We start from the raw sequence: 23,599 nt of genomic DNA on the forward strand, positions 1-23,599 counted from the left end.
GTCGATTCCTGGGCTGCCGCTGCATGGCACCAGCACGCAGATGCCACGGTTATGCGCTTGTTAATTCTGGGCGCTCTTTTTTCTCGCCAGTGCGATGGATGCAACGCGAGTGGCGATGGCTGCCGCCTGGTCCTCTTGCGGAAAATGCTTGCCTGGTATGCGGTCAATGGCGGCCAGCCCGGCGGCAGCTCGTGCCTTCTCCCCGTATGTGCCGGCTGGCATCGCCGGATCTTGAGCGGCCCAGACAACCTGCACCGGGTAGGACCGGCTTCCCACAACCTGGCGATACAGCTCTTGTTTCTCCGCGGTTGCCTGGGCGCTGCGCGAGACCTTCAGGAAGGCGCGTCCCCGGTCATCGCCCTTCATAAGCGTGAGGTAGGTGTTGATCTCGGCCTTGCTGACCTGGCTGTAGTCGCCAATCCCTTGCAGCTTCATAAGGAACCGGAAGGCCGGCGGCACCATGCCTGCCGACCAGAGCTCGCCGATGACGGGCCAGCGGAACGGCCTCATCGTCCAGGGCGGGGTCCACCCGGTCACGTCGACGACGGTGTTGAGGATCGTCAGCGACAGTACTCGTTCGGGGCAGGCGGCGGCGAGCTCGAATCCCACCGGGCCGCCGATATCGTGAACGACGAGGTGGAACCGGTCAATGTTCAGCGTATTGACGGCGGCCGTGCAGAAACGCCCGAGGCCCGTCCAGCTGTAATCGTATTTCCGGGGACGTTCCGCCAGCCCGAAGCCAGGAAGATCCCAGGCGATTCCCCGGAGGCCCCGGGAGGCGAGTTCCCGGAGGACTTTCCTGTAGCCGAACGACGAGCCCAGCATTCCGTGAATGCACACGACGGGCTCGCCGTCGCCTTCGGCACGCAGGAAGCTGCCTACACCGCCGGCGGTGAAGGCCTCGCCGGCATCGCGGTGCGCGCCGAGGGTGCCAGGTGCCATGCGCGTTGACTTGGTCATAGGGCCGAGCCTGCGTTCCCGTGAGCCGCAAGTCCATAACCTGTGACGTCATGGACCGCGGTCCTCGCCTTCGGTAGTGTCGCCTGGTATGCAACCTGCCGTCGGGGACATGCTGCGCGAGTGGCGCAAGCGGCGGCATCTCTCGCAGCTGGAGCTGTCCGCCCGGACGGGCGTCTCCAGCCGGCACCTGAGCTATATCGAGACGGGCCGGTCAAGACCGAGCCGGCAGATGATCCTTTACCTGACGGAATACCTCGGCGTTCCGCTTCGCGAGCGCAATGCGCTCCTGCTCGCGGCGCAGTACGCGCCGGCCTATTCTCATCGGGCGCTCGATGACAACGCCTCAGACATGCGATACGTCCGGGAGGCTGTCGAGCGGCTGCTCGCTAGCCACGGTCCCTATCCGGCCTTTGTCATCGACCGCCAGTGGGATGTCGTCGCGCGAAATGAGAGCACTGCCCTGCTAGTAGAAGATGTTGCCCCAGAACTGCTCATCCCGCCTGTTAATGCCCTGCGCCTGGCCCTCCACCCATCCGGGCTGGCGCCGCGGATCGTAAATCTCGCGGAGTGGAGTGCCTACCTTCTACGGCGCCTCGATCATCAGATCCTGGCCAATGCAGACGCCGGACTGACGAAACTCGCCGATGAAGCGCGCAGCTACCCTGGAGTAGTCGAACCGGACCAGGAAACAGCCAATCTAACCGGCCAGGTATTTGCCCCCTTGCGCATCATGAGCGGCTGCCGCGAACTCCGGTTCTTGAACATGGTCGCCACGTTCGGCACAGCTCTCGACGTCACCGCAGCGGAACTCGTAATCGAGGCTTTCTACCCGGCCGACCCGGCTACGTCCCAGGCGCTCGAAAAACCCTGCAAATGATATGCGAGAACACCGGCCGCGATCGCGCACGAAGCGGCCGGATCAAACCATATCAACCTGTTCTGCGCCTATCCACAGGACAGCATCGTGGTTTCAACAACCGCGCCGAACGGCGGGACGGCGCGCGCCTGCTATCCGACTGTCGATCACGCTCCGCGATCGGCTGGGGCGGGGCGCAGACTCATCAAACCGCAACAAATGGACCGCAAGACGGATACCAGAACTTCCGGTAGGCGCTCCAGAGCGCCAAGGCGCGACGCACCTCAATGCGGCAGATCCGCGCATCCGCTGGCCGCGCCGACACAAATACTTATGCGGTCGTCCGACCCAGGAGGATGGCCGAACCTGACTCAGCGCGTAGCCGTGGAACCGCTGTGTCAAGCGCGAGTAACCGCCGCTATGGAAGGCTGTCTAATCTTCTGCCCGGGTCATTGGCTTGGCGTCCTAAACGGGACGTTGCCGGAGGCAGCGTCGGCCCGCATCGGGTCAGTACGTACGGCACTGCCTATCTCATGTCCAGTGGCGAATCGCGGGCGTGGAGCCGGCGCCGCCGCCGCCCCAGGCGTCTTGGTGTTGGGTGGTTCTCCTATTTGGCTCCGGCCGCGGCGCATAACCAGTTCGGGAAGTCTGCGCCTGCTCTGGCTGCGACCGGAGTCAGCATGTGACCCGCGTCTCCTACGCCCTTGGCTCGACGACCCCGGTCACGACCCAGCGGTGCTTGCCGATCTTGCGGTCACGGGTGAACCCGAGCTTCTCGTAGGTCGACAAGGCACCGTTGAACAGGAATCCGGAGGGCACCGAGCCGGCGCCCTCCGGGGGTATCCCTTGACGGTCCCGCCGCCCAGACCCGCGATGAGGTCAAACGCACCGGTGCGGCCCGGTCAGCTCCCGGAACGCCTCGCCATCGCCCGCCCGCGCCCGTGAGAGCAGATCGGCTGTCACCATCCTGCGCGCCTTCCTTCCCCATCACGTGACGCTTCCACCGGTATATACACCGCCCGGGGGGCGAACTGGGCGGCTCGCGGGCGCCCAGTTTCCCGGCGCCGCGGTGTATGCACTACCGACTGCCCGAACGATCCGAGCGCCGGATCGTGCCGCGGCAGCCGGAAAACGACCCTGGAGGTTGACGATGGAATCGTCCGCATCGGCTGGGTGCGTGGCGTCCGCTGTTCTCGATCGCCGCCGCCGCGGGCGCTGATGAACGTGCGCGTCTCAGGCATGCACAGGAAAGCAGCCAACCGCAGGAAGCAAGTGAGCAGGACGCTCGCTCGTGTGTTCGCCGGCTGGCGGACGGGCCTGTCGGGGCCTGTCATCGTTCTTCAGGCTGGAACCGCGGTCAACTACTTCGGCACCGGACTGGTGCTTCCCTTCGAGATCATCTACCTGCACCAGGCCCGCGGCTTCCCGACGGCGACTGCGGGGCTGGTGCTGGCGGCGGTCATGGGCACGGCGGCGGTCGTAACGCCCCTTTCGGGTGCGCTGCTCGATCGTTTCCGTGCGAAGCCGGTCCTGATCACCGGCAATCTCGCGAGCGCACTGGGCTACGCGGGCTTCGCATTCGCCGGCCGTCCCTGGCAAGCCTTCGTCTGCTCGGCCGTCGGCGGCGCCGGGTTCGGAGTCGCGAACACCGCGAACCAGGTTCTGAGCCTGACCCTGGTCTCAGCGGAGCAGCGCGCCTCCTCGATCGCGCTCCGCCGGGTCGCAGGCAACTTCGGTCTCGGCAGCGGCGCGACGGTTGCGGGCTTCATCGTCGCTTCCGCCAATCACCTGCGCGCGTTCCAGGCGCTCTACCTCTTCGACGGCCTCACCTTCGCTGTCTTCGCGCTGGTTGTGCTCGTGGGGATCCCGAATCCTCGCCTTGCGAATGCTGCGCCGGCGAGCGACAGGGGAATAGGCTTCCGGGCAGTTGCTCACGATCGGCTCTTCCTCATCCTGATCGCCGCCAACATCGTGCTCGTGATGACCGGCGGCGCGCTGTTTTCCAACATCCTCGCGCCGTTTGCGAAGGCGCACACGCCAGTCGGGCCGGGCGAGATCGGCATCGTCTTCTTCATCAACACCTTCTTCATCGTCGTCGCGCAGATTCCAGCCACACGGGTCGTCAAGCGGATGCGTCGCACACACGCTCTTGCCGCGACCAGCGCGCTATTCGCATTCGGCCTGCTCGCGGTCCTGCTCGCAACGCTAACGAGCTCGGCGCTCACCGCTACCGCCGTCCTGGCCGGGGTCGCGATCGTGATCGCGATCGGTGAGTGCGCGCAGTTCATCGTGCTCGGCCCAATCGTCGCCGACCTCGCACCGCCGCACCTGCTCGGCCGCTACATGTCGCTCTACGGCCTCACCTTCACGGCAGGCGTGGCCCTCGGCCCCGCGGCCGGCGGCGCGCTGCTCGCAACGTCACCCGACGCCGTCTGGTGGGGCGGCGCCTTGACGGCAGCACTGACCGGGGCCGGCTTGCTGCGACTCGGCGACCGGATACCCGACCCGCTCTTGCAGACGCAATGCCCTCCGCCGCAAGCGGCACCGGATGCGATGCGGGATTCCCCTGAAAGCGTGGAGACCTGAATAAGGCTGATCTTGGTTGTGCCTGGTTCTCCGTAGCTGCCATGGCACCGCCGGAGGGCTGGCGCGGTCAAGGTGGAGACGCCCGCAGCAAAGCGAGGACCTACGACCTTGACCGCGGCAAGCTCCGGCCGATGCTGGGCGACGGAGAAGCAGACTCGTCATGGTCAGGCTGCCTCCTTCCCGCGTTCGGCGAGCAGCTGCTCGTAGGCCGCCGGCGGGAGTTTCTGGCAGGCCGAGTGCCGCCGACGGGTGTTGTAGTCCTCGATCCAGGCCGCGACCGCAGCCCGGGCCTGCGCCCTGGTGGCGAAGTGCTGCGGCGACCGCAGCTCGAACTCCATGGTGGAGTGCCACGATTCGATGACCGCGTTATCGAGAGCGGACTCGGGACGGCCCATGGACTGGGCGATGGAAAGCCGCTAGCAGGCCTGCCGGAGGCCCCGGCGGTGTACTCGGCTGCCCCGATCGGTGTGCAGGACGACGCCGGGCACGGCGCCGTCGCGCGCTGCCACGGCCATCGCCGAGGCGATTCTGTGGAATCTGAATTGTCGCAATTATCCGTTTTTAACGTGCGGACGTCCACGATCGGGAGCAGGGTCGCTGTGGGCCGGGAGCCGATCTGGTGCGGTGTGGCGCCACGCCCATGGCGGCATGCCGGTAAGCAGACCCACCGCCTGGGCTGCGGACGTGCCCGTGATGCCAGCCTGAGCCGGCGCGTGGCCGCAGGGGTGCGCAGAATTGGCCGACTCCGGCGTCCGGCGGCCCGGATAGCTCGATCTGCCCGCCGGACTCGACGGTCACCGCAGTGCTCGGCGCGACCCTACCGACCGCGAACGCGATCGCTTCGACGCGTTCCCAGGGAACGGGGTCAGCGACGTGGGCGAGGTCGACCAGATGTGACTCGATCTCCAGGCCGATCGCGCCGATCGCAGACTCGGCCAGCGCCGCGTCGCGACACTGCGCATGGGCGGCAGCGACGGTAAGAGGTTCGGCCCGATCAACGGCATCCTGCGCGAAAGCATTGATAACGGCCATAAGGCCCCCCCTCCAGGTAGGAGTAGGCGGTATACGGGGTCTCGGCCGTCGTCGCCCTCCCGGCTCGCGAGCCGGTGCGGGCCGTCGGCCAGCAGCCGTCACAGCTCCTTCCAGGCCCGCATCCCCTCGCGCAGCCTGCGGATGCGGAAGAACTCGCTCGGCGCGTGCAGCCTCCCTATGGCCCGGTGCTGGCTACCGCCCCGGGAGTGAGCGCGGTAGCCCGAACCACGGCAGCACGCTGGCCTCGAAGCGGGTCAGGGCGCAGATCTGGTCGCCGGCCAGGGTGAGCACGTAGAAGGCGGTCGCGTGGCGGCTGCCGTCCGGGCCGCGCTGGTAGGCTCCGAACGCGGGCTGGCCGTTGGCTCGGACCGGGACGAGGCCGTACCTGCGGCCGGCGGCGAACTGGCGGGTGCAGTAGCGGGTCACGAGGTCTCGGCCCTCGTATCCGAAGGGCTCCGGCGGCATCGCGATGAAGACGTCGTCGGTCAGCAGGGCCACCAGCGCGTCCAGATCGGCGGACTCCCACGCGCGGGCGAACCTGGCCACGATCGCGTCTTCGGCGGGTGAGCCTGCGGCGGGCGGCGGCTGGCGGCCGGCGGCCGTCTGCTGCCGGCGCTGGAGGCTGGCGCGGGCTCGCTTGAGGGCGCTGTTGGCCGACTCGAGGGTCACCTCCAGCATGCCGGCCACCTCGCTGGCGTGAAATCCGAGGACGTCGCGCAAGATGAGGACGGCGACCTGGCGTGGCGGCAGCAGCTGCAGGGCGGTCACGAAGGCCAGCGAGATGGCCTCGGCCTGCTCGTAGCGGGCCTCCGGCCCGGGCGGCACGCCGGCGGCACCCTCGAGGAGGGCGTCAGGGAACGGCTGCAGCCAGACGGGCTCGTCGCGCGGGGTCGGCACGGGCGGTTCGAACTGCGACATATCCCACTGCCTGGCCGGGCGCCGGCGCGCCGCGCGGCGCGCGTTGAGGCACCGGCTGGTGGCGATCTTGTACAGCCAGGTGCGCAGCGAGGCGCGTTCCTCAGCGAACCCGCCGATGCCTTGCCAGGCGGCCAGCATCGTCTCCTGGACGGCGTCCTCGGCGTCGGCGAAGGAGCCGAGCATCCGGTAGCAGTGCACCTGCAGCTCCCGCCGGTGCGGCCCGGTCAGCTCCCGGAACGCCTCGCCATCCCCGGCCCGCGCCCGTGAGAGCAGCTCGGCTGTCACCATCGTGCGCACCTTCCTCCCGCGTCACCTGGCACTTCCACCCGGTATATACACCGCCCGGGGGGCGAACTGGGCGGCTCGCGGACGGCCAGTTTCCCGGTGCCGCGGTGTATGCACTACCGACTGCCCGAACGATCCGAGCGCCGGATCGTGCTTGGCGCAACAGGAGGAACCGCCGTCATGACCGAGCTCATCACCCGGCCCGGCGCCCCTGTGGCGGCCGGCCCGTACTCTCCCGGACTGCTGACCGGCGACTGGATCTTCCTGTCCGGTCAGGGCGGCTTCGACCCGGGGACTGGCGAGCTGGTCAGCGACAACATCGCCGACCAGACCGCACAAGTGTTCCGCAACATCGGGGTTCTGCTGCGCGCGGCCGGCGCGTCGCTCGACGACGTCGTCTCCTGCCTCGTGCACCTGAGCGATCTCGGGCAGTTCGCCGAATTCAACGCCAGCTACGCAAAGCAGTTCCCAGGCCCGGTAAAGCCGGCTCGCACTACGGTGGGCAGCAGCCTGGTGGCCGGAATGCGGGTGGAAGTGACAGTAGTCGCCCGCAGGCCAGGCGGCACGCCCAGCGCTGGCGCCCCGGCGGGCAGGTGAGGGAAGCGTGCCCGGTTCCGCCCTGCCGCGCGTGACCCGCCTGTTCCTGGCCGGCAACGCGGTGGCGATGACCGGCAACGGACTGGTCATCGCGTTCACCCTCATCTACCTGCACCAGGCCCGCGGCATCGCGCTCCCCGTTGTGGGCCTGCTCCTGGCGGCAGGGGCGGCCGCCGGCCTCCTGGCCGTGACCGTCTCCGGTGTCCTGCTCGACCGGCTCGGCGCGCGCCGGGTGCTCACCGGCATCTTCCTGGGCCAGGCGACCGCCCAGGTACTGCTCGCCTGGGCCCACAATGCCGCAACCGCGCTCCCCGCCCTGCTCCTCTACGGCGCGACCTGGGCACCGATGTTCCCAGCCATCGCAACCGCGATCGCCGGGCTGACCCCGGATCCGGCCGCCCAGCAGCGCGTGTTCGCCATCAACTTCACCGCGCAGAACGCCGCGATCGGGATCGGCACGGTACTCGGAGCCACCGTCGCGAACGTGCATCATCCCGGGTCTTTCCAGGCCCTGTTCCTGGCCAACGCCGTATCGTGCCTGATCTTCGCCGTGGTGCTGACCTTCCTGCCCGCTCTGCGCACCGCGCCCGCAAGGAAAGAGCCGCGAGCCGGCTACCGGGACGTGCTTGCCCGCCCTGGCCTGCGGCTGGTCCTGGTGGCATCGCTCATCGTTGCCTTCACCGCGTACCCGGCGTTTGACTCTGGCCTTCCGGCCTACGCGTCAGTCGAAGCGCACGTGTCGGCGCGTGTCGTAGCCTTGTCGCTCACCGTCAACACCGCCCTCATCGTGCTCGCCCAGCTGTTCGTGCTGCGCCGCGTCCGCCGCGCCCGGCGAAGCAGCGCGCTTGCCATCAGCGGGCTGATCCTCGCCACGTCCTGGGCGATGTTCGGCCTCGCCGCGCTGCCGGTCGCGGCCACCGGGCGAATTGCTTTCGTGTTCGGCTTCACTGCGCTGTTCGGGCTCGGCGAGACCGTGCTGGCACCCACTGTGAGCCCGCTTGTCAATCGCCTGACCGACGACAGGCTCCGCGGGCGGGCCAACTCACTCGCCGCCCTCTCCCAGTCCCTGGCGTTCATGATCTGCCCGGCACTTGCGACGGGCCTTATCGCTGTCGGTGCAGGGGCAGTCTGGATTGGCCTGCTGTGTGTCGGCTGCCTCGCCACCGTCGCCGTCGGAGCCCGGCCTCGCCGCGCGCTGACCTCAGACCAGGACCATGTGACCGAAGCGCCCGCGACCCGGCCTGAGCCGGTGGCAGGCCGCCGTCGCGCAGCGCGGTCCGGGACGCGTGGCTGACCGGGCTGCTGGCCCCGGTGTTCGAGCCCAGATCGGATGGCAGGCTCCTGCCGGAGTCGCTGTAGGGGACCGCGAAGATCTGGGGGTGGCCGCAGATCGCGGGGGGCGCTCCATCGTTCAAGGCGGTTCCTGCGTCTGCGGGTAGCGTCTGGGAGTGTGACCGGAAGCGAGCTAGGAGGGGCAGGGATGCTGATGGAGTTCGACGGCCTTTCCACGCCACTGGTGGCCGATGCCTGCGTCCGCGCGGGAGTGCCGCTGCGGGTCGCGCCGCCGGGGATCGGCGCGGTCATCCCTGGACAGCGGATCGCCGGACGGGCACTGCCGGCCCGCCACTACGGGAGCGTTGACGTGTTCCTTGAAGCGTTCAGCGGCGCCGCCCATGGCGACGTCCTGGTCATCGACAACGGCGGGCGGGAAGATGAGGCGTGCATCGGCGATCTGGTCGTGCTGGAGGCACAAGCGGCAGGGGTCGGCGCGGTGGTGGTGTGGGGACTGCACCGCGATACGGCGGAACTGACCCAGATCGCCCTGCCGGTATTCAGCTACGGCCGCTGCCCGGCCGGCCCTGTTCGCCTCGATGAGCAGGAACCATCCGCGCTGGCCAGCGCACGGTTCGGGGCATGCCTGGTCACCCGCGACGACATCGTATTCGGCGACGACGACGGCGTGGTGTTCGTCGCGGCCAGCCAGGCTGGGAAGGTCCTGGCCGCAGCCCGGCATATCGGCGAGGTCGAGCGTGATCAGGCCCGTAAGATCCAGGCGGGTCAGCCCCTGCGCCAGCAGACAGCCTTCAGTGAATACCTGGCGCGGCGGGCAGCCGAACCGTCCTACACCTTCCGGCGGCACCTGCGGCGGATCGGCGGTGTCATCGAGGAGTAGGCGGCCATGACGGCCAGCCGCCACCGGCGACTCGCCCGGACTGGTGGTCACCCACCACGTCGCGCGCCGGTCAGCAAATGCGCGCCGCGCGTGAACGCGCGCTTCTGCCGCAGTGAGACTCACACCGAGCGCCGAACTGGATGTTCTGCGAGTCCAAACACTATCGGCCCAAACGCGCGTAATAACCAAATGACGCGGCCGATCACTGCGGCAACCAAGTCTCGATGGAATATGCCACACAATGGATGAATATGTGTGTGGTCAACACGCGCTATTCGGCATGACCGCGCGTTCGCAACCCAGCGCCGATCATCCTAATCTGCGCACCCGGCCTAAGGTGCCGTCATGCACCTGTCGCCGTGAAGATCGGCGGCTACGCGCTCCGGTTGGCATCAGGTCCGCTTGCGGGTGGTCCCGGCTGCGCTACTGCGCCATGCCCCGGCCGTCGCCCCCAGCGACCTGGCCGTCATGCCGGCGGCCAAGGGCCCAGCGGCCTGCCGATTTCCCACTCGTGACCGAACGGGTCGAAGATCCGGCCCAGGCGCCACCCGTGCTCGTTGGCCATCTCGGATGCCGCGGTCGCCCCAGCCGCGACCGCCTGCGCGAACATCGCATCCGGCTCGTCCGCCACGAGCAAGGTCCGGCCGGTCGTGCCCCCGATCGCCTGCGGGCTGAACCGCGGCCCGCAGGCGCCGCCCGGCGAAACCCAGAAAGCCGCGTCTCCGACCGCCAGCTGCGCGACGATGTCATCGCCCTCGCCCACCTGATGAAGGACTCTCGCGCCGAACGCCGCCTCGTAGAACGCGATAGCCTCAGCGGCCCGGCCAACCCACAGCTCCGGCTGGATGCCCGTCATGGCGGCCAGCTTAACCACCTGCCCGCAGAATTCCTCAGCCGGCGCCCTTGGCGGGGACTGCATGTGCTGATCGCCGATTCCGCGCGTGAGGCAGAGTGCAACCGCGGCGGCGCATTGTCGAGGCGCCCGCCCGGACGCTCGTTTCATTCCCATGGCACGAGATGGAGATGCAGCGTCGACTGAAGTCTGCGGTTGAGGACCTGACTGCAGAGTCGGTGCGGGCGCGCCGGTCGGCCTTCTGGATTGGCGTCATCGTCGTCGCGCTGACGCTTGTGCTCATGGCGCTGACCATCGTCCTAGCCGTCAAGAGCTAGCGCTCGGGATCGCCGGCCGACTCGGGCTTCTTCTCGCTGCGCTTGGGCGTGTCGATCTGCCTGTACTTGCGAAGTCCCTTGATCGTGACGTAGGGAGCGGCGGTGATCACGGCAAGGTTCTCCGCGTTGTCGATCAGCCCGTAGAAGCCCTCGCGCGGCAGGATGAGTCCCACGGCGATGGTGACCGGAAGGAGCACGGTCAGGTTGGAGGCATGCCACGACGCCAGGAGCGCATCGATGGGCCGCCAGGCTGCCGCTCACGCCGCTCAAGGTCGCCGCCCGCCGGGCTCGCAGCATGCTGACGGCGGACACCGCGGCCGACGCGGGACCTGCGGCGGGTGCCGGCCGGGTCGGCGGTGAACGGCCTTCTGGCACCGGGATGCTCATGGGGTTCTTGGCCAAGGGTGTCTGGTGCGGCAGGCGCGCTGCCGCGCTCCCCGACGCACCCGCGATGGGCGCGATCTCGGTGTTCGGCCCCCAGGCTAGGACGACCGAGACCGCGATCGAGACGATCGTCGCCGGGCTGCAGCGGGTGGCTGTCGAGCTGTCGCGGGACTTCAACCCGGAGGCGTAGTAGCACGGCCTTCGAGCATCCCGGCCAGGATGGCCAGCCGCGGCCCCGTCTGCTGAGTGGCGAGCCAGTGCTCAGAGACCGGCCGCTGGCTGACTATCTCGGCAGCCAGCTCGGCGCCAAGCCCGGCTTGGCTGAGGCAGTGCGCTGCCTGGCCTTCCGGCAGCGCGTTGAACCACAGGTAGCCGGCGGCCCGGCGCGCCGCCTCGTCGACGACGCCGATGAGCCGGATTCGCGATATCCCTCCGTCGGGGAAGGCGTCAAGACGTGCGAACGTCACGGGAACGGCACCGTCCAGGCCGAAGACGTGCCGGGTATCGGGCTGCAGCCGCACCCGGTCAAGCAGCGGCAGCCAGTCACGTGAGTCATCCGCTGGGAGGGCATCCTTAGCGCAGCCTGAGAGCGCGACGGCGGCCGAGGCGTTGTACTTGAAATGGGCCGTGTCGATGATCGCTCGGCGGATGCGCCCGGGGAAGGCCAGGCGGAACACGGCGTAGTCGTTCCCGTCGTCCCTGCGGCGCTGCGTCTCCCATCCCTCGCCCATGGTGCGCGCGCGGCCGGGCCGGTTCAGTGTGCTCGCGGCGGTATAAAAGTCGTCGCTGCTGGCGATGACGAGCCCGCCGTACTCCTGGCCGGCGAGGTCGATGGTCAGGTGCTCGAGGCCACGCGGGTCGGGCACGACCTGTCCGTGTACCCGGAACCTGGCGATCCCGCCGTCGGGGTACGCGGACAGCCGGACGTGCGTGAACCGCCGCTGGTCGGACACCGTGAACACGTTGTGGCTGTCGCCGGCCAGCGGCGATCGCGGCACGATCGTCTCCCATGGCATGCCCGCGAGCTCGGCCGGGCTCGGGTAGCCCTCGCAGCCGCACGCCTCGACGCTCACCGACTGCGGGTAATTACCGGTAAAGAAGCTGGTGTCGACGTCCACCGAGGTGACGATGCCGGCCGCGCCGAGTCGGACGATGGCCCAGTCGTGGCCAGGCTCACGGCGACGCCTGGTTTCCCAGCCGTCCACGATCTCACCCCGGTTGCCGTAGTGACCGGGCTCAAATGCGGCCGGGGTCGGCGTCAGCAGGTTCTCCTTCTCGCCGAACGACTCGTCGCTCGCGGCGAGGACGCTGGCACCGAGCCAGCGCGAAGCCAGATCGCCTTCAGCGGTCATCCCGCACCGTTCCTCAGCCGCGTGTTCTTGGGTGTGAGCGGCCAGCCGGTGATGACCTTTGGATCTGGGGCGGCGTACGTGGAAACCTTGCTGGTCTTCAGTCCAAGGCCGACAACGGCCTCGGCGAGGCGGACTGCCGCGCCGATCCCGTCGATCACCGGCACGCCAAGCTCGGACGTGATCGCCTCCTCAAGCCCGGCCATTCCCGCGCAGCCAAGGCAGATCGCCTCGGCGTGATCTTGGGTCACCGCGATTCTCGCCTCTTCGACGATGCCACGGATCGCGCCCCGCGGATCGGCGTCGAGCTCAAGCGTGCTCATCCCGCTGGCGCGGACCGACGCGCAACGGTCGGACACGCCGGCCAGCTTCAGCCGGTCCTCAATCGCGGGGACGGATCGCTGCAGCGTCGTGACCACGGAGTAGCTGCGCGCGACGAGCATCGCTGCGTACGCCGAGGCCTCGCAGATCTCGATGACCGGCTGCTCGATCAGCTCCTGCAGGCCGTCGCGCCCGTGCTCGCCGAAGCCGGCCAGCACGACGGCGTCGTACGGCTCGTCGTAGGCAAGAACCCGGTCCATCACGCCAACCGCAGAAAGGTAGCTCTCGAAGTTGCAGTCGACCGCCTCCGGGCCGAAGAACGGGCGAAGCGCGACCGTCTCCGTGCCAGGAGAGGCGTACTTCCTCGCGCCCGCTGCGATCACCTCAGTCATCGACTCACTGGTGTTGACGTTCACCAGGATGATCTTCACGAACTACTCCTGTCCTTGATGCTCAGGCGACCTGCTCAGCAGCCGTCCCGCCGGCCGCTTCGCGTCAACCCGCTTGCCGCGCAGAATCGTCGTGCCGACCACGCCGTAAAGTTCCCGCCCTGCATACGGGGTTGTACCCGGATGCTTGTGGTGCAGTTGGTCCGGGTGGACGACAAACGATTCCTCGGGTGCAACCACGCAGAAGTCAGCGTCGTATCCGGCGGCGATCTGGCCCTTGCCGGTCAGCCCCGCGAGCCGTGCGGGACCCGCCGACATCCATACTGCGACCTGCTCAAGGCCGATGCCGCGGGCACGCGCCTGGGTCCAGATCAGCGGCAGGCCGAGCTGCAGTGAGGAGATACCGCCCCAGGCCGGGCCGAAGTAACCGGTATCAAGCGCCTTCATCTCGGCGGTGCAGGGGGAGTGGTCGGAAACGATGTAGCCGAGCGTCCCTGCCGCGAGGCCGGCCCACAGCCGCTCCTGGTTCGCAGCCTCGCGTATCGGCGGGCAGCACTTGGCCGCGGTGTGGCCGTCGTGGATCTCCTCGGCCGCAAGCGTCAGGTAGTGCGGGCAGGTCTCTGCGGTAACGCGCACGCCCTCGCGCTGCGCGGACGCGATCATCTCGATTGCATCAGAACTGGACAGGTGCACCACGTGGGCGTGCCCGCCTGTCACCCGCGCCGCCTCGATGACCTGTGCGACTGCCACGTTCTCCACGTGGCGCGGATTCGCCGCGAGATGGCCGGCGTAGCTGCGGCTACCCTCGGTTGCCACCTGCGGCAGCGCCGCCGCGGCTGCTGCGCTTTCCGCGTGCACAAGCAGCGGGCGGTCGAGCGCGGCGAGGATGGTGAGTGCCTCGGTCAGTTGCGCCGGCGTCACCGGCGGGAAGTCATCCGAGCCGGATTCGGAGAGGAAGCACTTGAACCCGGTAACGCCCGCCTCGGCCATCGGTGCGAGTTCGGCGGCATTGCCTGGTATGACGCCGCCCCAGAAGCCGACGTCAACCAGGCACTGACCCGACGCGGCCGCCCGCTTGACCGCCAGCGCCTGCGTGCTGACCGTGGTCGGTACGCTGTCGAGCGGCATGTCGACCAGGGTGGTGATGCCGCCAGCGGCCGCTGCCTTCGTCGCGCTTGCGAAGCCCTCCCACTCGGTGTTGCCAGGCTCGCACACGTGCACGTGCGAATCGACGAGTCCCGGCATGAGCACGACGTCGGCGCCGAGGTCCAGGAACTCGCGGCCGGCCAGGGTCAAGCCGTCGAGTGGCTCAACCCGCGTGATCCGGCCGCCCGCGACCGCGATGGCCAGCGGTCGCGGACGTGCGCCCGCTTCGCCGGTCACGACGCGGGCGGCCCTGATAACAAGATCCGCTGTCATCAGTTCGCGGCCGAGAGACTCGGGGCCGGCTCGTCCTCGATCCTCGAGTAGCCAAGCAGCTTCGTCGCCTGCGACTTCTGGGTGGCCAGCGAGACGATCCGGACGAGGACCAGGTAAACAACCGCGCCCGTTACCCATGCCTGGAGCGGCGGGAACCCAATGTAGGTCTTGCCGAAGCCCGACGTGCCGGGCACGAGCCCGCCGGTGAACGCGCCGACGGCAGTGCCTGCGAGCAGCGCCACGACGGCAGGCCAGTTCGCGAACGCGAGCTCCTGCAAGGTCGCGACCCGGTGCAGCGGCCGGCGCAGCCCGAGCAGCCGCGGAAGGACGAAGACGTCCATCACCATGATCGTGCTCGCGACCGGCACGGTGACTGTGCCGATGCCGGTGACGATGTTAAAGGTCTTGGTCAGGCTCGGCAGGCCCCGCACGTCGATCAGGACGGTCGGCCCGGCGAACGGCGCCGGGTCCACCTCGTCGATGCGGGCCCCGGCCGGGTCGAAGTGGTAGGTAGCGTCGCAGTTCGTCCCGCTCCGCGACCCGATGTGCAACCGCAGCAGGTTGAACCCGTCCGCCCCGATCGTCGCGGCGGTCTCGAACCGTACGACCGGATCGCCTGGGTAGACCTGCGTGTCCGGGTGGACGGCGAGCGACAGGTCCACCGCGCGGCGGACGCGCATGGGCGCCAACCGGCCCTACGCCCGGATCTCGGGGGCGAGCGCCAGCAGGCGCTTGGCCTCGACCTCGGCGGTGGCGACGTCCTGGTCCCGGCACTCGAGCAGGCGCAAGGCGCCGGCCGCCACGGTCGCCGGCAGGGTGTTGTCGATGCGGACCCCGTTGGCGCGCAAGGTGATCACCGACTCGTCCAGCGCGAACAGCAGGGCGGAGGTGGTCTCCAGCGAGCCCACCCGGAAGATGCCCGCCTTGACGCCGGCGGCGACCCGCCTGGCGAACGCCCGCTGCAGCGCCCGGCGGTCGCGGGCGAACTCCTCGAACTCGGGCGCGCGAAGCTCCGGCAGCGAGTACAGCGCGCCGATGTTCCACTTGCCCGTGCAGAGCAGGCTGACGTCAAAGTACGTCAGGGCGTAGAGCTGCACGTTCGGCGGCTCGCCGCTGCGGGCGAGTCTGGTCGCGAAGCTCAGCGATGGCTTGACGGTGCCGGCCAGCAGCGCCGCCAGGATGTCCTGCTTGCTGCTGAAGTGGTAGTACAGCGATGCCTGTTTGACCCCCACCACCTCGGCGATGCGCCGGGTGGACGCCGCATGGTAGCCCTGCGTCACGAACATCTCTGCGGCGGCGTCGAGGATCTGGTCCCGCGCCGAGCCCGCCTGGCGCACCACGGAGGAGAGCCTCGGCCGGCCCGCGCCCTGCCGAATACCTGTCACACGATGGACGTTGACACGAACCTCAGCCACTGTCACGGCCGGAAACACAACTTTAACGGCGCGGAACCTGTGCGACATGCCCGACTCCCTACGCTTTGTCAGTCGATAGGTATTCCCTGACGGAGTAAGGACGCACTACGTGGAGCAGACGATCGTCGAGGCAGAGCCTGCGATCGCCGACGTCCGGAACCTCGCGGTGACCTTCACCCGCGGTGGCCGCGACGTCTACGCGTTGCAGGACGTGAGCCTGAGCATCCGGCCAGGGGAGATCCTCGGCCTGGTCGGCGAGTCGGGGTCGGGCAAGAGCGTCCTTGGCCTGACCCTGCTCGGCCTGCACGGCACCCGGACCACGATCAGCGGCACGGTAACGGTTGCGGGCGCGGACATGGCGCACAGCCCCGACGCCGTCCGCCGTGGGGTCCGCCGAGAGCACCTGGGCGCCGTGTTCCAGGACCCGATGACATCGCTGAACCCCACCATGAAGATCGGGCGCCAGGTCGCCGAGGCGGCGGGGAGCGAACAGGAGGCCGAGCGCTTGCTCAGCCTCGTCGGCATCCCGGACCCGAAGTCCCGCATGGGTGTCTTCCCGCACCAGCTCTCGGGCGGGCTGCGGCAGCGCGTCATGATCGCGATGGCGGTCGCCGGCGGGCCCAAGCTGATCGTCGCCGACGAGCCGACCACGGCACTGGACGTGACCGTGCAGGCGCAGGTGCTCAAGCTGCTCCGCAGCCTGCGCGAAGAGGTCGGCTGCAGCGTCCTGATGATCACCCACGACCTCGGCGTCGCCGCCCAGGTCGCCGACCGCGTCGCCGTCGTGTACGCCGGGCGCCTCGCCGAGATCGGGACGACCGCCGAGGTCCTGCAGTCGCCCGCCCACCCGTACACCCGCGGCCTGCTGCGCTCCCGGCTCTCGCTGGAGTCCGACCGCACCCGCCAGCTCGTCGCGATGCTCGGCGACCTGCCCAGCCCGTCCGCCCGGCCGGCCGGCTGCGCGTTCTACTCGCGCTGCGACGTCGCCACCGACGCGTGCGCGAGCACGCGGCCCGAGCCGGCGGCCGTCGGCGCGGGGCACCTGTCCGCGTGCCTGCTCGGCCCGGCAGGCGGCACGACGAACCGCACGATCGCGCCCGAGCCGGTCGGCCAGCCGCAGCACGTGCGCAGGGACGCGCCACCAGTGCTGCGCATCGAGCATCTCGACAAGTCCTTCAAGAACGGCAACGGCAATCGGCTGCAGGCATTGCGCGGGGTCGACCTCACGATCGCACCGGGCGAATCCGTCGCGCTGGTGGGGGAATCGGGCTCCGGCAAGACGACCCTGCTCCGCGTCGCCGCCGGCCTGGAGACCCCGGACAGCGGGAAGCTCGAACTGCACAGCGAGATCCGCCCGCAGATGATCTTCCAGGACGCCGGCGCCTCGCTGACCCCGTGGCTGACCGTCGAGCAGATCCTCGGCGAGCGGGTGCGCAGCCTTGGGCGCAGGCAGCGGGCGGGAAAGGTTGCCGACGCGCTCGCCCTGGTCGGCCTGCCGCCCGAGACCGCGAAGGCCAAGCCGCACCAGCTCTCCGGCGGGCAGCGGCAGCGCGTCGCCCTCGCCCGCGCCACGATCGTCCCGTCGAAGCTGCTGCTGTGCGACGAACCCACTTCGGCCTTGGACGTCTCGCTGGCCGCGTCCGTCATCAACCTCATCGGACGGCTGCGCCGCGAACTGGACATGTCGGTGCTGTTCGTTACCCACGACCTGTCGGTCGCCCGCATCGTCGCCGACCGCATCGCTGTCATGTATCTCGGCCGGATCGTCGAGGTCGGCGCGTCGGAGCAGATGGCCGCAGCCCCGGCCCACCCGTACACGAAAGCGCTGATCTCGGCGGTACCGGACGTGGGGCGCGAGCCGGTCATCCTCGCCGGAGAGCCGGCCAGCCCGCTGCGCCCGCCTGCCGGATGCGCCTTTCACCCGCGCTGCCCGCAGGCCAAGGAGGTCTGCTCGGACACGGACCTTGACGTCAAGCTCGTCGGCAGCACCCGCGACGCGCTGCACTGGATCGCCTGCATGAACCCCATCGGCGCGCAGACCTCGGAGGTGGCCTGAGATGGCAGTGGCCGAACCCGTCGCGGTGGCGCAGGGCCGCGGCTTCGTCGCCCGCGGACGCGGGGTGCTGGCCCCAAGCCGCATACGCACCCGTGCCCTGTCGGTCGGCGCGGCTAGCCTATTCGGGGTCGTCACGATCGTGGCGGCGCTTGGGCATATCATCGCCCCGCACGACCCGACGATGCCGGTCGGGATCCCGCTGTCCGAGCCGGGCGCGAACGGGTACCTGCTCGGCTCGGACGCGATCGGGCGCGACATCTTCAGCAGGCTGCTCTTCGGCATCCAGGCCAGTTGGTTCGCCGCCCTGGTCGTCATCGCCATCGGCGTGGCCGTCGGTGGCGTGATCGGCCTGGTCGCCGGCGCCACCAGCGGCTGGGTGGACAACCTGCTGATGCGCATCACCGACTTCTTCCTCGCCCTGCCCGCACCGGTGCTCGCGATCGCCGTCGTCGCCGCGGTAGGGCACGGGTTCGTGCATACCCTGATCGCCGTCTCGATCGTCTGGTGGCCGTTCTACGCCCGCATCGTCCGCGGTGAGATCACCAAGCTCGCCGCCCGGCACCACGTCGAGGCCGCCCGTCTGGCCGGCGCCGGACGGGTTCGCGTCGCCCTCAGGCACCTGCTGCCCGGCGCGATCCCGGCCATCATCGTCACTGCCAGCCTGGACGTCGGGAACCTCATCCTCACCCTGGCCGGGCTCTCGTTCCTCGGCCTGGGCCAGACCCAGCCGGCGCCCGAGCTCGGCGCAGACAGCGCGAACGGCCTGCAGTACCTGCTGCAGCAGTGGTGGGTGCCGGTCATGCCGGGCATCGCCGTCGTCGTGCTAGCCCTCATCGCCAACACCGCGGGCGACGGCGTCCGTCACCTGCTGGACCGGGATTAATGCCCATGGCAACTCTCCTTGCCAAGCGCGTCGGCGCGATGGTCGTGATCGTCGTCATGCTCGCGGCCGTCATTTTCTACTTGCAGCACATCAGCCCGGTAGACCCCGTGCACGCGATGCTGGGCGGCCAGGCGAGCGACTCGCAGGTCGGCGCGATGCGGCACACCCTCGGCCTTGACAAGCCGGTCTTCTCCCAGCTGGGTACGTACCTCGGCCACCTCGTCCAGGGCAACCTCGGGACGTCATACCGCACCCGGCATACCGTCGCCAGCGACCTGGGCCAGTACCTGCCGGCCACCCTGGAACTGGCCATTACCGGCCTCGTGATCGCGCTCGTGCTCGCGCTCCTGTTCGCCGTCGGCTCGGTGCTGCGCTGGCCGGGCGCGGGCCTGTACCGGCTGGTGCTCATGGTCGGCTCGTCCGCCCCGGTTTTCCTGCTCGGCATCGCCGGCATCCTGGTCTTCTACAAGGACCTGCACTGGCTGCCCGCGTCCGGGCGCCTCGACTCGAGCTACACGCCGCCGAGCGGCCCCACCCACCTATACACACTGGACGCGCTGCTGCAGGGTCAGTTCGGGGTGTGGTGGAACGCGGTCCTGCACCTGCTGATGCCGGCCACCTGCATCGCGCTCGGCCCGGCGGTGTCGATCGGCCGCGTGCTGCGCTCGTCGCTGGAGGGGGAACTCAACAGCGACTACGCCCGGACGGCCCGCGCGAAAGGCCTGACGGAGCCGAAGATCCTGCGCAAGCACATCGCCCGCAACGCGGTCGGTGCGGCGCTGTCCATGACCGGTCTGCAGGTCGGCCTGATGTTCGCGGGAGTCCTCCTTGTTGAACTGGTGTTCAGCTGGCCGGGGATCGGGCAGTACGTGGCCCAGTCCGTCCCGGTCGGTGACTTCCCGGCCATTGGCGGCGTCACCCTCGTCCTTGGCGTCGCCTACGTCGTGATCAACACGGTCGTCGACATCCTGCAGGCCGTGGCCGACCCCCGTATCAAGCTCTGACGTCCCGTATCGGAAAGGGGAAGATCGTGCCCGAGCAACCGATAATCGTCGGTAACGCCGTGCTGGTCCTGGTCGACTACCAGAAGGGCGACGGCGAGGAACTGTCCCGCGACGAGGTCGGCATCGACATCATGCCCGGCGGACGCGAGCGCATCGCCCGTGCCGAGCAGATCCTGGCTGCCGCCCGGGCGGCGGCGATGCCGGTCGTGTTCTTCCAGGAGGTGCACCGCCCGAGCGGCATCGACTTCGGCCGCGAACTGGACGGCAATGAGGGCGTCCACTGCGTCGACGGGCAGCGGGCGACCGAACTGGTCGACTCGCTGCGCCCAGACCCGGCAAGCGACATCGAGTTCCACATGGTCAAGCGCCGCTACTCAGGCTTTATTGGCACCGAGTTCGAGATCGTCCTGCGCGCGCTGAAGGCGGACACCCTGATCCTCATCGGCGGCCTCACGGACGTCTGCGTCCACTACACATTCGCCGACGCACACCAGCGCGACTTCTACGTCCGGGTCGTCGGCGACTGCGTCGGCGGATCTACCATCGCGCGCCACGCCGCGTCCCTCGATGCCATGGAGTACCTGCAGGCTGGCGCAGTCCGCAGCACCAACGACATCCTGGCCGCCTTCGCGGAGCTCGCCGCCACCCCTAGCACTGACACCCGAATCGACTACAACCTGGCGGAGGTCTGATGTCCCGAAGGTCCAAGCTCGTTGCGCTCGCCGCGGCAGGCGCCGCGGCGCTCGTGCTGAGCGCCTGCGGCGGCTCGTCCGGCGGCGGAGGCGGCGGCAGTGCCCCGGCCCCTGCGGAGAAGACGTTGCACTTGTCGTTCCTACAGGACCCGGGCCAGCCGCCGGACCCGGACATCTTCTACGCCGGGCAGGGCCTGCTGCTCACCACCAACCTCTACGACGGCCTGCTCATGTACAAGCCGGGCACGGCCACGCCGACGCTCGAGCCGGCCCTGGCGACCAAGTGGAGCGAGAACGCCAACCACACGGTGTTCACCTTCACCCTGCGGCGGGGGGTGAAATTCCACGACGGGACGCCGTTCACCTCCGCTGCGGTCAAGCCGTCCTTCGACCGGCGCCTGGCGGTCAACCAGGGCCCGGCCTACATGGTCGCGGACGTCAAGTCCGTCACCACCCAGGGCGCCTACAACGTCACCATCACCCTCAACCACCCGGACGCCGCGTTCCTCGCGTACCTGGCGTGCGCGTACGGCCCCAAGATGGAGAGCCCGACGGGCCTGGCCAAGTACGCGGGCACCGATCACGACCAGAAGTACCTCACCGGGCACGACCTGGGCACCGGTCCGTATGAGCTCACCGACGCCAAGGTCGGGTCGCACTACGCGCTGAAGGCCAACCCCGACTACTGGGGCCAGAAGCCGTACTTCACGAACGTCGACATCCCGGTGATCACCGACTCGTCCGCCCAGCAGCTGCAGTTCAACAACGGCGACCTCGCCGCCATCCTGCACGACATCCCGTCCTCGGCGGTGAAGACGTACCTGGCCAACGATAAGATCCAGAGCTTCACGCTGCCGACGATGATGTCCGAGTACATTTACCTGAACCCGAACAACGAGATCCTCAAGGACCGGGCGACGCGGTTGGCGGTGCAGCAGGCGATCGACCTGAAGTCGATCGTCGAGGAGGCCTACTACGGCCGGGGCACGGTCGCCACGCAGGTCTACCCGGCCAACATGATGTCGGTCAACGACGCCAAGCAGGACATCAACTACGACCCGTCCGTCCTGAAGGGCATGGTCGGCAGCCTGCCGACGAAGTCAATCACGATCGGCTACGACTCGAGCCAGCCCGACAGCCAGATCGTCGCGAGCCTGATGCAGACCGAACTGGCCGCGGACGGCCTGGATGCCAAGGTGCAGTCCTACCCGACGTCGGAGATCTTCGGCTGGGTCGGCAACCCGAAGGGGGCACCGGACATCCTGGCCACGCCGGGCTGGCCGGACGCGCCGTCGCCGTACACCTGGGCGCACATCAGCTTCGACAAGGGCGCCGGCCTGAACTACTTCGACTGCTCCGACCCGGCCACCAGCGCCGCCATCGCCGAGGCCAAAACGACGGGTTCGGACGCCGAATTCTCCGCGGCCGCCGAGGACGCGCTGAAGACGGGCTGCTGGCTCAACGGCGTGTTCATCAAGGACTTCATGGTCGCCCAGCCCTGGCTCAAGGGGGTCGCACAGGCGCACGTCGTCTCGGACCCGAACGACCTACTGATCAACTACCTGTCGGCCTAGCCGATGTGCACCGAGCGAAACCCGTGGAGTGAGCAGTGAGCCGGAGTGAGCAGTGAGCGGGGGCGTCAAGAAGATCATCCTGCTGACGCTCGGCTGGGAGGAGCTGCCGAAGTCGATCTCGGTCTTCGGCGCTCCTCCCGAGCAGCGGATGCGCGAGCCCGTCCCCGGCGTGCTGCTGGAGACCGACGGCGGCTGGCTGCTGCTGGACACCGGCTTCAACACGGCGCTCGTCCGGGACCCCTGGCTGTACAAGCGGTACTTCCCGGCGGTCGACTACCGGCCCGTCCTGCCCGGACCGGGTGAGCCGATCGAGGAAGGGCTGGCCGCGGTTGGCGTCGACATCGACGACATCCACGGCGTCGCACTGTCGCACCTGCACCACGACCACGCCGGCGGCCTGAAGCTGTTCGCCGGGCGGGTGCCGGTGCACATGCAGCAGCGCGAGTTCGACTTCGGCATGGCGCCGGGGTACGACATGGAGAGGTACGCGCTGAACAAGGTCGACTACGACGACCCGCGCATCGAGTGGCAGCTCACTGACGGTGAGGGCCAAATCGCGCCGGGCGTCACGGTGATCCCGACCTACGGGCACACGCCTGGGCACCAGTCGTTCCTGGTTGAGCTTGACTCCTCCGTCGGCGGCGGGGGATTCGTCTTCGCCTTCGACGCGGCCGACCTCACCGAGAACATCGAACAGGAGCTTCCGATCGGTGGTGTCGTCGGCATCGACCCGCGGGAGACCGTGGAGCCGATCCGGCGGTTGAAGAAGCTGGCGCGCGACAAGGGGTATCCGCTCATCCCCGGCCATGACCCGCACGTCTGGCCGGCGATGACGGAGGCCTTCGCCGACAAGTTCGGTGCTTGACCTCCGTATCGACGCCGCCGCGGAGATGTACCGCCTGAGCGCTGCCCGCAGCCAAGCCCATAGACATATTTGCAGTTCAGGCGAATTTAGCGATGTGTCCGAGGCCCAAGGCCTACCAATCGGGCATGCTAGCGATATCGCGCTGACCAGGACTTTTGCGGTCGGTGGTGTCCGGTGACAACTGCTGATCGGGTCATTCGGTGGACGACCGCGGGGGCGGTGGTCGGAGTCGCGGCGGTCGCTGCGGTGGCATCCTACGAGCACGCTTATGCCCTAGTCCGGGCCCATGGCGAGGCGGGGTTGACAGGTCGGCTGCTTCCGCTGACGGTGGACGGGCTGATCAGCGCGAGCTCGATGGTGATGCTCGACTCGGCGCGGCGCAAGGTCCCGGTTCCGCCACTGGCACGGTGCCTGCTGGGCCTGGGTATCGCGCGCAGGCTGCTGAGGAGTTCGCGGGTGAGGTGGCGGCCGGGTGAGTGCCCTCGGTGCGGGCGATCCGCGCCCGGTTGCACGTCGGGCAGGCACGTGCGCAGCGGGTCCGCGAATACCTGGCAGCGCTTGCCAACGCGTAGGAAAGGCCAGCTCAGGATCAATCCAGCGACGACTGCAGCGCGCACGTAGCCGCCGATCGCGATCATTCCGGCCGGCCGTCCAGACCAGGTGGCAGCCCC

The 23,599-nt window shown here is 68.8% G+C and carries 26 protein-coding genes; 14 read left to right on the top strand and 12 right to left on the bottom strand.

The features are described from left to right. Positions 1–60: 60 nt before the first annotated feature. On the bottom strand, positions 61–960 hold the full coding sequence (locus EAS64_RS20795; RefSeq protein ID WP_222849479.1) for an alpha/beta fold hydrolase: 900 nt from the start codon (positions 958–960) through the stop codon (positions 61–63). A gap of 109 nt (positions 961–1,069) precedes the next feature. Here EAS64_RS20795 and EAS64_RS20800 point away from each other — a divergent pair, with 109 nt between their 5' ends. After that, on the top strand, positions 1,070–1,837 hold the full coding sequence (locus EAS64_RS20800) for a helix-turn-helix domain-containing protein (RefSeq protein WP_246115793.1): 768 nt from the start codon (positions 1,070–1,072) through the stop codon (positions 1,835–1,837). A 675-nt stretch (positions 1,838–2,512) separates the two neighbouring features. On the opposite strand, the gene EAS64_RS46795 is transcribed toward EAS64_RS20800, so the two are convergent. Further along, positions 2,513–2,635, bottom strand: coding sequence for a hypothetical protein (locus tag EAS64_RS46795; protein WP_281283293.1), 123 nt, complete (start codon positions 2,633–2,635; stop codon positions 2,513–2,515). A gap of 453 nt (positions 2,636–3,088) precedes the next feature. On the opposite strand from EAS64_RS46795, the gene EAS64_RS20810 reads away from it, so the two are divergent. Continuing rightward, positions 3,089–4,402, top strand: a complete 1,314-nt coding sequence (locus EAS64_RS20810; RefSeq protein WP_187366069.1) for an MFS transporter — start codon at positions 3,089–3,091, stop codon at positions 4,400–4,402. 164 nt (positions 4,403–4,566) lie between these two features. Here EAS64_RS20810 and EAS64_RS20815 read toward each other — a convergent pair whose 3' ends face one another. The 3 genes from EAS64_RS20815 to EAS64_RS20820 form a co-directional block, all read right to left on the bottom strand. Next, on the bottom strand, positions 4,567–4,809 hold the full coding sequence (locus EAS64_RS20815) for an integrase core domain-containing protein (RefSeq protein WP_281283311.1): 243 nt from the start codon (positions 4,807–4,809) through the stop codon (positions 4,567–4,569). A 154-nt stretch (positions 4,810–4,963) separates the two neighbouring features. After that, on the bottom strand, positions 4,964–5,434 hold the full coding sequence (locus EAS64_RS48070; RefSeq protein WP_500691520.1) for a glutamate-cysteine ligase family protein: 471 nt from the start codon (positions 5,432–5,434) through the stop codon (positions 4,964–4,966). A 192-nt stretch (positions 5,435–5,626) separates the two neighbouring features. After that, the gene (locus EAS64_RS20820) at positions 5,627–6,640 is read right to left on the bottom strand and encodes an RNA polymerase subunit sigma-70 (protein WP_145855191.1); all 1,014 of its coding nucleotides are present in this window, start codon (positions 6,638–6,640) and stop codon (positions 5,627–5,629) included. Positions 6,641–6,817: 177 nt separating this feature from the next. Between EAS64_RS20820 and EAS64_RS20825 the strand changes: the two genes are divergently transcribed. The 3 genes from EAS64_RS20825 to EAS64_RS20835 all read left to right on the top strand — a co-directional run bounded on the left by EAS64_RS20825 (position 6,818) and on the right by EAS64_RS20835 (position 9,407). Beyond that, positions 6,818–7,234 (top strand): RidA family protein, encoded by a 417-nt coding sequence (locus EAS64_RS20825; RefSeq protein WP_145855193.1) that lies wholly within the window; start codon positions 6,818–6,820, stop codon positions 7,232–7,234. A 7-nt stretch (positions 7,235–7,241) separates the two neighbouring features. Next, complete coding sequence (locus EAS64_RS20830) at positions 7,242–8,528, top strand: MFS transporter (RefSeq protein WP_145855195.1); 1,287 nt, start codon at positions 7,242–7,244, stop codon at positions 8,526–8,528. 186 nt (positions 8,529–8,714) lie between these two features. Further along, positions 8,715–9,407, top strand: coding sequence for an RraA family protein (locus EAS64_RS20835; RefSeq protein WP_145856592.1), 693 nt, complete (start codon positions 8,715–8,717; stop codon positions 9,405–9,407). A 466-nt stretch (positions 9,408–9,873) separates the two neighbouring features. On the opposite strand, the gene EAS64_RS20840 is transcribed toward EAS64_RS20835, so the two are convergent. Continuing rightward, positions 9,874–10,263, bottom strand: a complete 390-nt coding sequence (locus EAS64_RS20840) for a VOC family protein (RefSeq protein ID WP_145855197.1) — start codon at positions 10,261–10,263, stop codon at positions 9,874–9,876. A gap of 167 nt (positions 10,264–10,430) precedes the next feature. Between EAS64_RS20840 and EAS64_RS43705 the strand changes: the two genes are divergently transcribed. After that, entirely contained in the window at positions 10,431–10,577 is a 147-nt protein-coding gene (locus tag EAS64_RS43705; RefSeq protein ID WP_187366070.1) for a hypothetical protein, read from the top strand. Here the strand turns inward: EAS64_RS43705 and EAS64_RS20845 are convergent. Further along, positions 10,574–10,774, bottom strand: coding sequence for a hypothetical protein (locus EAS64_RS20845; protein WP_145855199.1), 201 nt, complete (start codon positions 10,772–10,774; stop codon positions 10,574–10,576). The two genes, EAS64_RS43705 and EAS64_RS20845, sit on opposite strands and share 4 nt — an antisense overlap. Before the next feature lie 98 nt (positions 10,775–10,872). On the opposite strand from EAS64_RS20845, the gene EAS64_RS20850 reads away from it, so the two are divergent. Next, complete coding sequence (locus EAS64_RS20850; protein WP_145855201.1) at positions 10,873–11,151, top strand: hypothetical protein; 279 nt, start codon at positions 10,873–10,875, stop codon at positions 11,149–11,151. On the opposite strand, the gene alc is transcribed toward EAS64_RS20850, so the two are convergent. Genes alc through EAS64_RS20875 form a run of 5 tightly spaced genes read right to left on the bottom strand, consistent with a single transcriptional unit; the run spans position 11,135 to position 15,824 of the window. Further along, positions 11,135–12,313 (bottom strand): allantoicase, encoded by a 1,179-nt coding sequence (alc, locus tag EAS64_RS20855; protein ID WP_145855203.1) that lies wholly within the window; start codon positions 12,311–12,313, stop codon positions 11,135–11,137. The genes EAS64_RS20850 and alc overlap by 17 nt on opposite strands. Next, complete coding sequence (locus EAS64_RS20860; RefSeq protein WP_145855205.1) at positions 12,310–13,062, bottom strand: aspartate/glutamate racemase family protein; 753 nt, start codon at positions 13,060–13,062, stop codon at positions 12,310–12,312. The genes alc and EAS64_RS20860 overlap by 4 nt, the downstream gene beginning before the upstream one ends. A gap of 3 nt (positions 13,063–13,065) precedes the next feature. After that, positions 13,066–14,439 carry an allantoinase AllB gene (gene allB, locus EAS64_RS20865; protein ID WP_145855207.1) on the bottom strand — a complete coding sequence of 458 codons (1,374 nt, stop codon included), beginning with the start codon at positions 14,437–14,439 and terminating at the stop codon, positions 13,066–13,068. Then, positions 14,439–15,119 carry a cyclase family protein gene (locus EAS64_RS20870; RefSeq protein ID WP_145855209.1) on the bottom strand — a complete coding sequence of 227 codons (681 nt, stop codon included), beginning with the start codon at positions 15,117–15,119 and terminating at the stop codon, positions 14,439–14,441. Before EAS64_RS20870 ends, allB begins: the two co-directional genes overlap by 1 nt. Positions 15,120–15,134: 15 nt before the next feature. Next, positions 15,135–15,824, bottom strand: a complete 690-nt coding sequence (locus EAS64_RS20875) for a TetR/AcrR family transcriptional regulator (RefSeq protein WP_187366071.1) — start codon at positions 15,822–15,824, stop codon at positions 15,135–15,137. Between the two features lie 139 nt (positions 15,825–15,963). On the opposite strand from EAS64_RS20875, the gene EAS64_RS20880 reads away from it, so the two are divergent. The 7 genes from EAS64_RS20880 (at position 15,964) to EAS64_RS47540 (ending at position 23,549) form a co-directional block, all read left to right on the top strand. Further along, positions 15,964–17,910, top strand: a complete 1,947-nt coding sequence (locus tag EAS64_RS20880) for a dipeptide ABC transporter ATP-binding protein (protein WP_145855212.1) — start codon at positions 15,964–15,966, stop codon at positions 17,908–17,910. A gap of 1 nt (position 17,911) precedes the next feature. Further along, positions 17,912–18,793, top strand: a complete 882-nt coding sequence (locus EAS64_RS20885) for an ABC transporter permease (protein WP_145855214.1) — start codon at positions 17,912–17,914, stop codon at positions 18,791–18,793. A gap of 5 nt (positions 18,794–18,798) precedes the next feature. After that, positions 18,799–19,797 (top strand): ABC transporter permease, encoded by a 999-nt coding sequence (locus EAS64_RS20890; RefSeq protein ID WP_145855216.1) that lies wholly within the window; start codon positions 18,799–18,801, stop codon positions 19,795–19,797. Positions 19,798–19,823: 26 nt separating this feature from the next. Then, positions 19,824–20,489 carry a cysteine hydrolase family protein gene (locus EAS64_RS20895; protein WP_145855218.1) on the top strand — a complete coding sequence of 222 codons (666 nt, stop codon included), beginning with the start codon at positions 19,824–19,826 and terminating at the stop codon, positions 20,487–20,489. Then, positions 20,489–22,063 carry an ABC transporter substrate-binding protein gene (locus EAS64_RS20900; RefSeq protein WP_145855220.1) on the top strand — a complete coding sequence of 525 codons (1,575 nt, stop codon included), beginning with the start codon at positions 20,489–20,491 and terminating at the stop codon, positions 22,061–22,063. Before EAS64_RS20895 ends, EAS64_RS20900 begins: the two co-directional genes overlap by 1 nt. 52 nt (positions 22,064–22,115) lie before the next feature. After that, complete coding sequence (locus EAS64_RS20905) at positions 22,116–22,928, top strand: N-acyl homoserine lactonase family protein (RefSeq protein WP_222849480.1); 813 nt, start codon at positions 22,116–22,118, stop codon at positions 22,926–22,928. A 174-nt stretch (positions 22,929–23,102) separates the two neighbouring features. Further along, entirely contained in the window at positions 23,103–23,549 is a 447-nt protein-coding gene (locus tag EAS64_RS47540; RefSeq protein ID WP_145855222.1) for a DUF2637 domain-containing protein, read from the top strand. Positions 23,550–23,599 lie beyond the last annotated feature (50 nt).

The organism is Trebonia kvetii (assembly GCF_007827045.1).
Lineage (GTDB): Bacteria > Actinomycetota > Actinomycetes > Streptosporangiales > Streptosporangiaceae > Trebonia > Trebonia kvetii.

Bases quoted from the DNA above. Each gene is read 5' to 3' on its own strand.
- EAS64_RS20795 (WP_222849479.1), bottom strand. From the start codon at position 960: ATGACCAAGTCAACGCGCATGGCACCTGGCACCCTCGGCGCGCACCGC.
- EAS64_RS20800 (WP_246115793.1), top strand. From the start codon at position 1,070: ATGCTGCGCGAGTGGCGCAAGCGGCGGCATCTCTCGCAGCTGGAGCTG.
- EAS64_RS48070 (WP_500691520.1), bottom strand. From the start codon at position 5,434: ATGGCCGTTATCAATGCTTTCGCGCAGGATGCCGTTGATCGGGCCGAA.
- EAS64_RS20820 (WP_145855191.1), bottom strand. From the start codon at position 6,640: ATGGTGACAGCCGAGCTGCTCTCACGGGCGCGGGCCGGGGATGGCGAG.
- EAS64_RS20825 (WP_145855193.1), top strand. From the start codon at position 6,818: ATGACCGAGCTCATCACCCGGCCCGGCGCCCCTGTGGCGGCCGGCCCG.
- EAS64_RS20835 (WP_145856592.1), top strand. From the start codon at position 8,715: ATGCTGATGGAGTTCGACGGCCTTTCCACGCCACTGGTGGCCGATGCC.
- EAS64_RS20840 (WP_145855197.1), bottom strand. From the start codon at position 10,263: ATGACGGGCATCCAGCCGGAGCTGTGGGTTGGCCGGGCCGCTGAGGCT.
- EAS64_RS43705 (WP_187366070.1), top strand. From the start codon at position 10,431: ATGCAGCGTCGACTGAAGTCTGCGGTTGAGGACCTGACTGCAGAGTCG.
- EAS64_RS20850 (WP_145855201.1), top strand. From the start codon at position 10,873: ATGCTGACGGCGGACACCGCGGCCGACGCGGGACCTGCGGCGGGTGCC.
- alc (WP_145855203.1), bottom strand. From the start codon at position 12,313: ATGACCGCTGAAGGCGATCTGGCTTCGCGCTGGCTCGGTGCCAGCGTC.
- allB (WP_145855207.1), bottom strand. From the start codon at position 14,439: ATGACAGCGGATCTTGTTATCAGGGCCGCCCGCGTCGTGACCGGCGAA.
- EAS64_RS20870 (WP_145855209.1), bottom strand. From the start codon at position 15,119: ATGCGCGTCCGCCGCGCGGTGGACCTGTCGCTCGCCGTCCACCCGGAC.
- EAS64_RS20885 (WP_145855214.1), top strand. From the start codon at position 17,912: ATGGCAGTGGCCGAACCCGTCGCGGTGGCGCAGGGCCGCGGCTTCGTC.
- EAS64_RS20890 (WP_145855216.1), top strand. From the start codon at position 18,799: ATGGCAACTCTCCTTGCCAAGCGCGTCGGCGCGATGGTCGTGATCGTC.
- EAS64_RS20900 (WP_145855220.1), top strand. From the start codon at position 20,489: ATGTCCCGAAGGTCCAAGCTCGTTGCGCTCGCCGCGGCAGGCGCCGCG.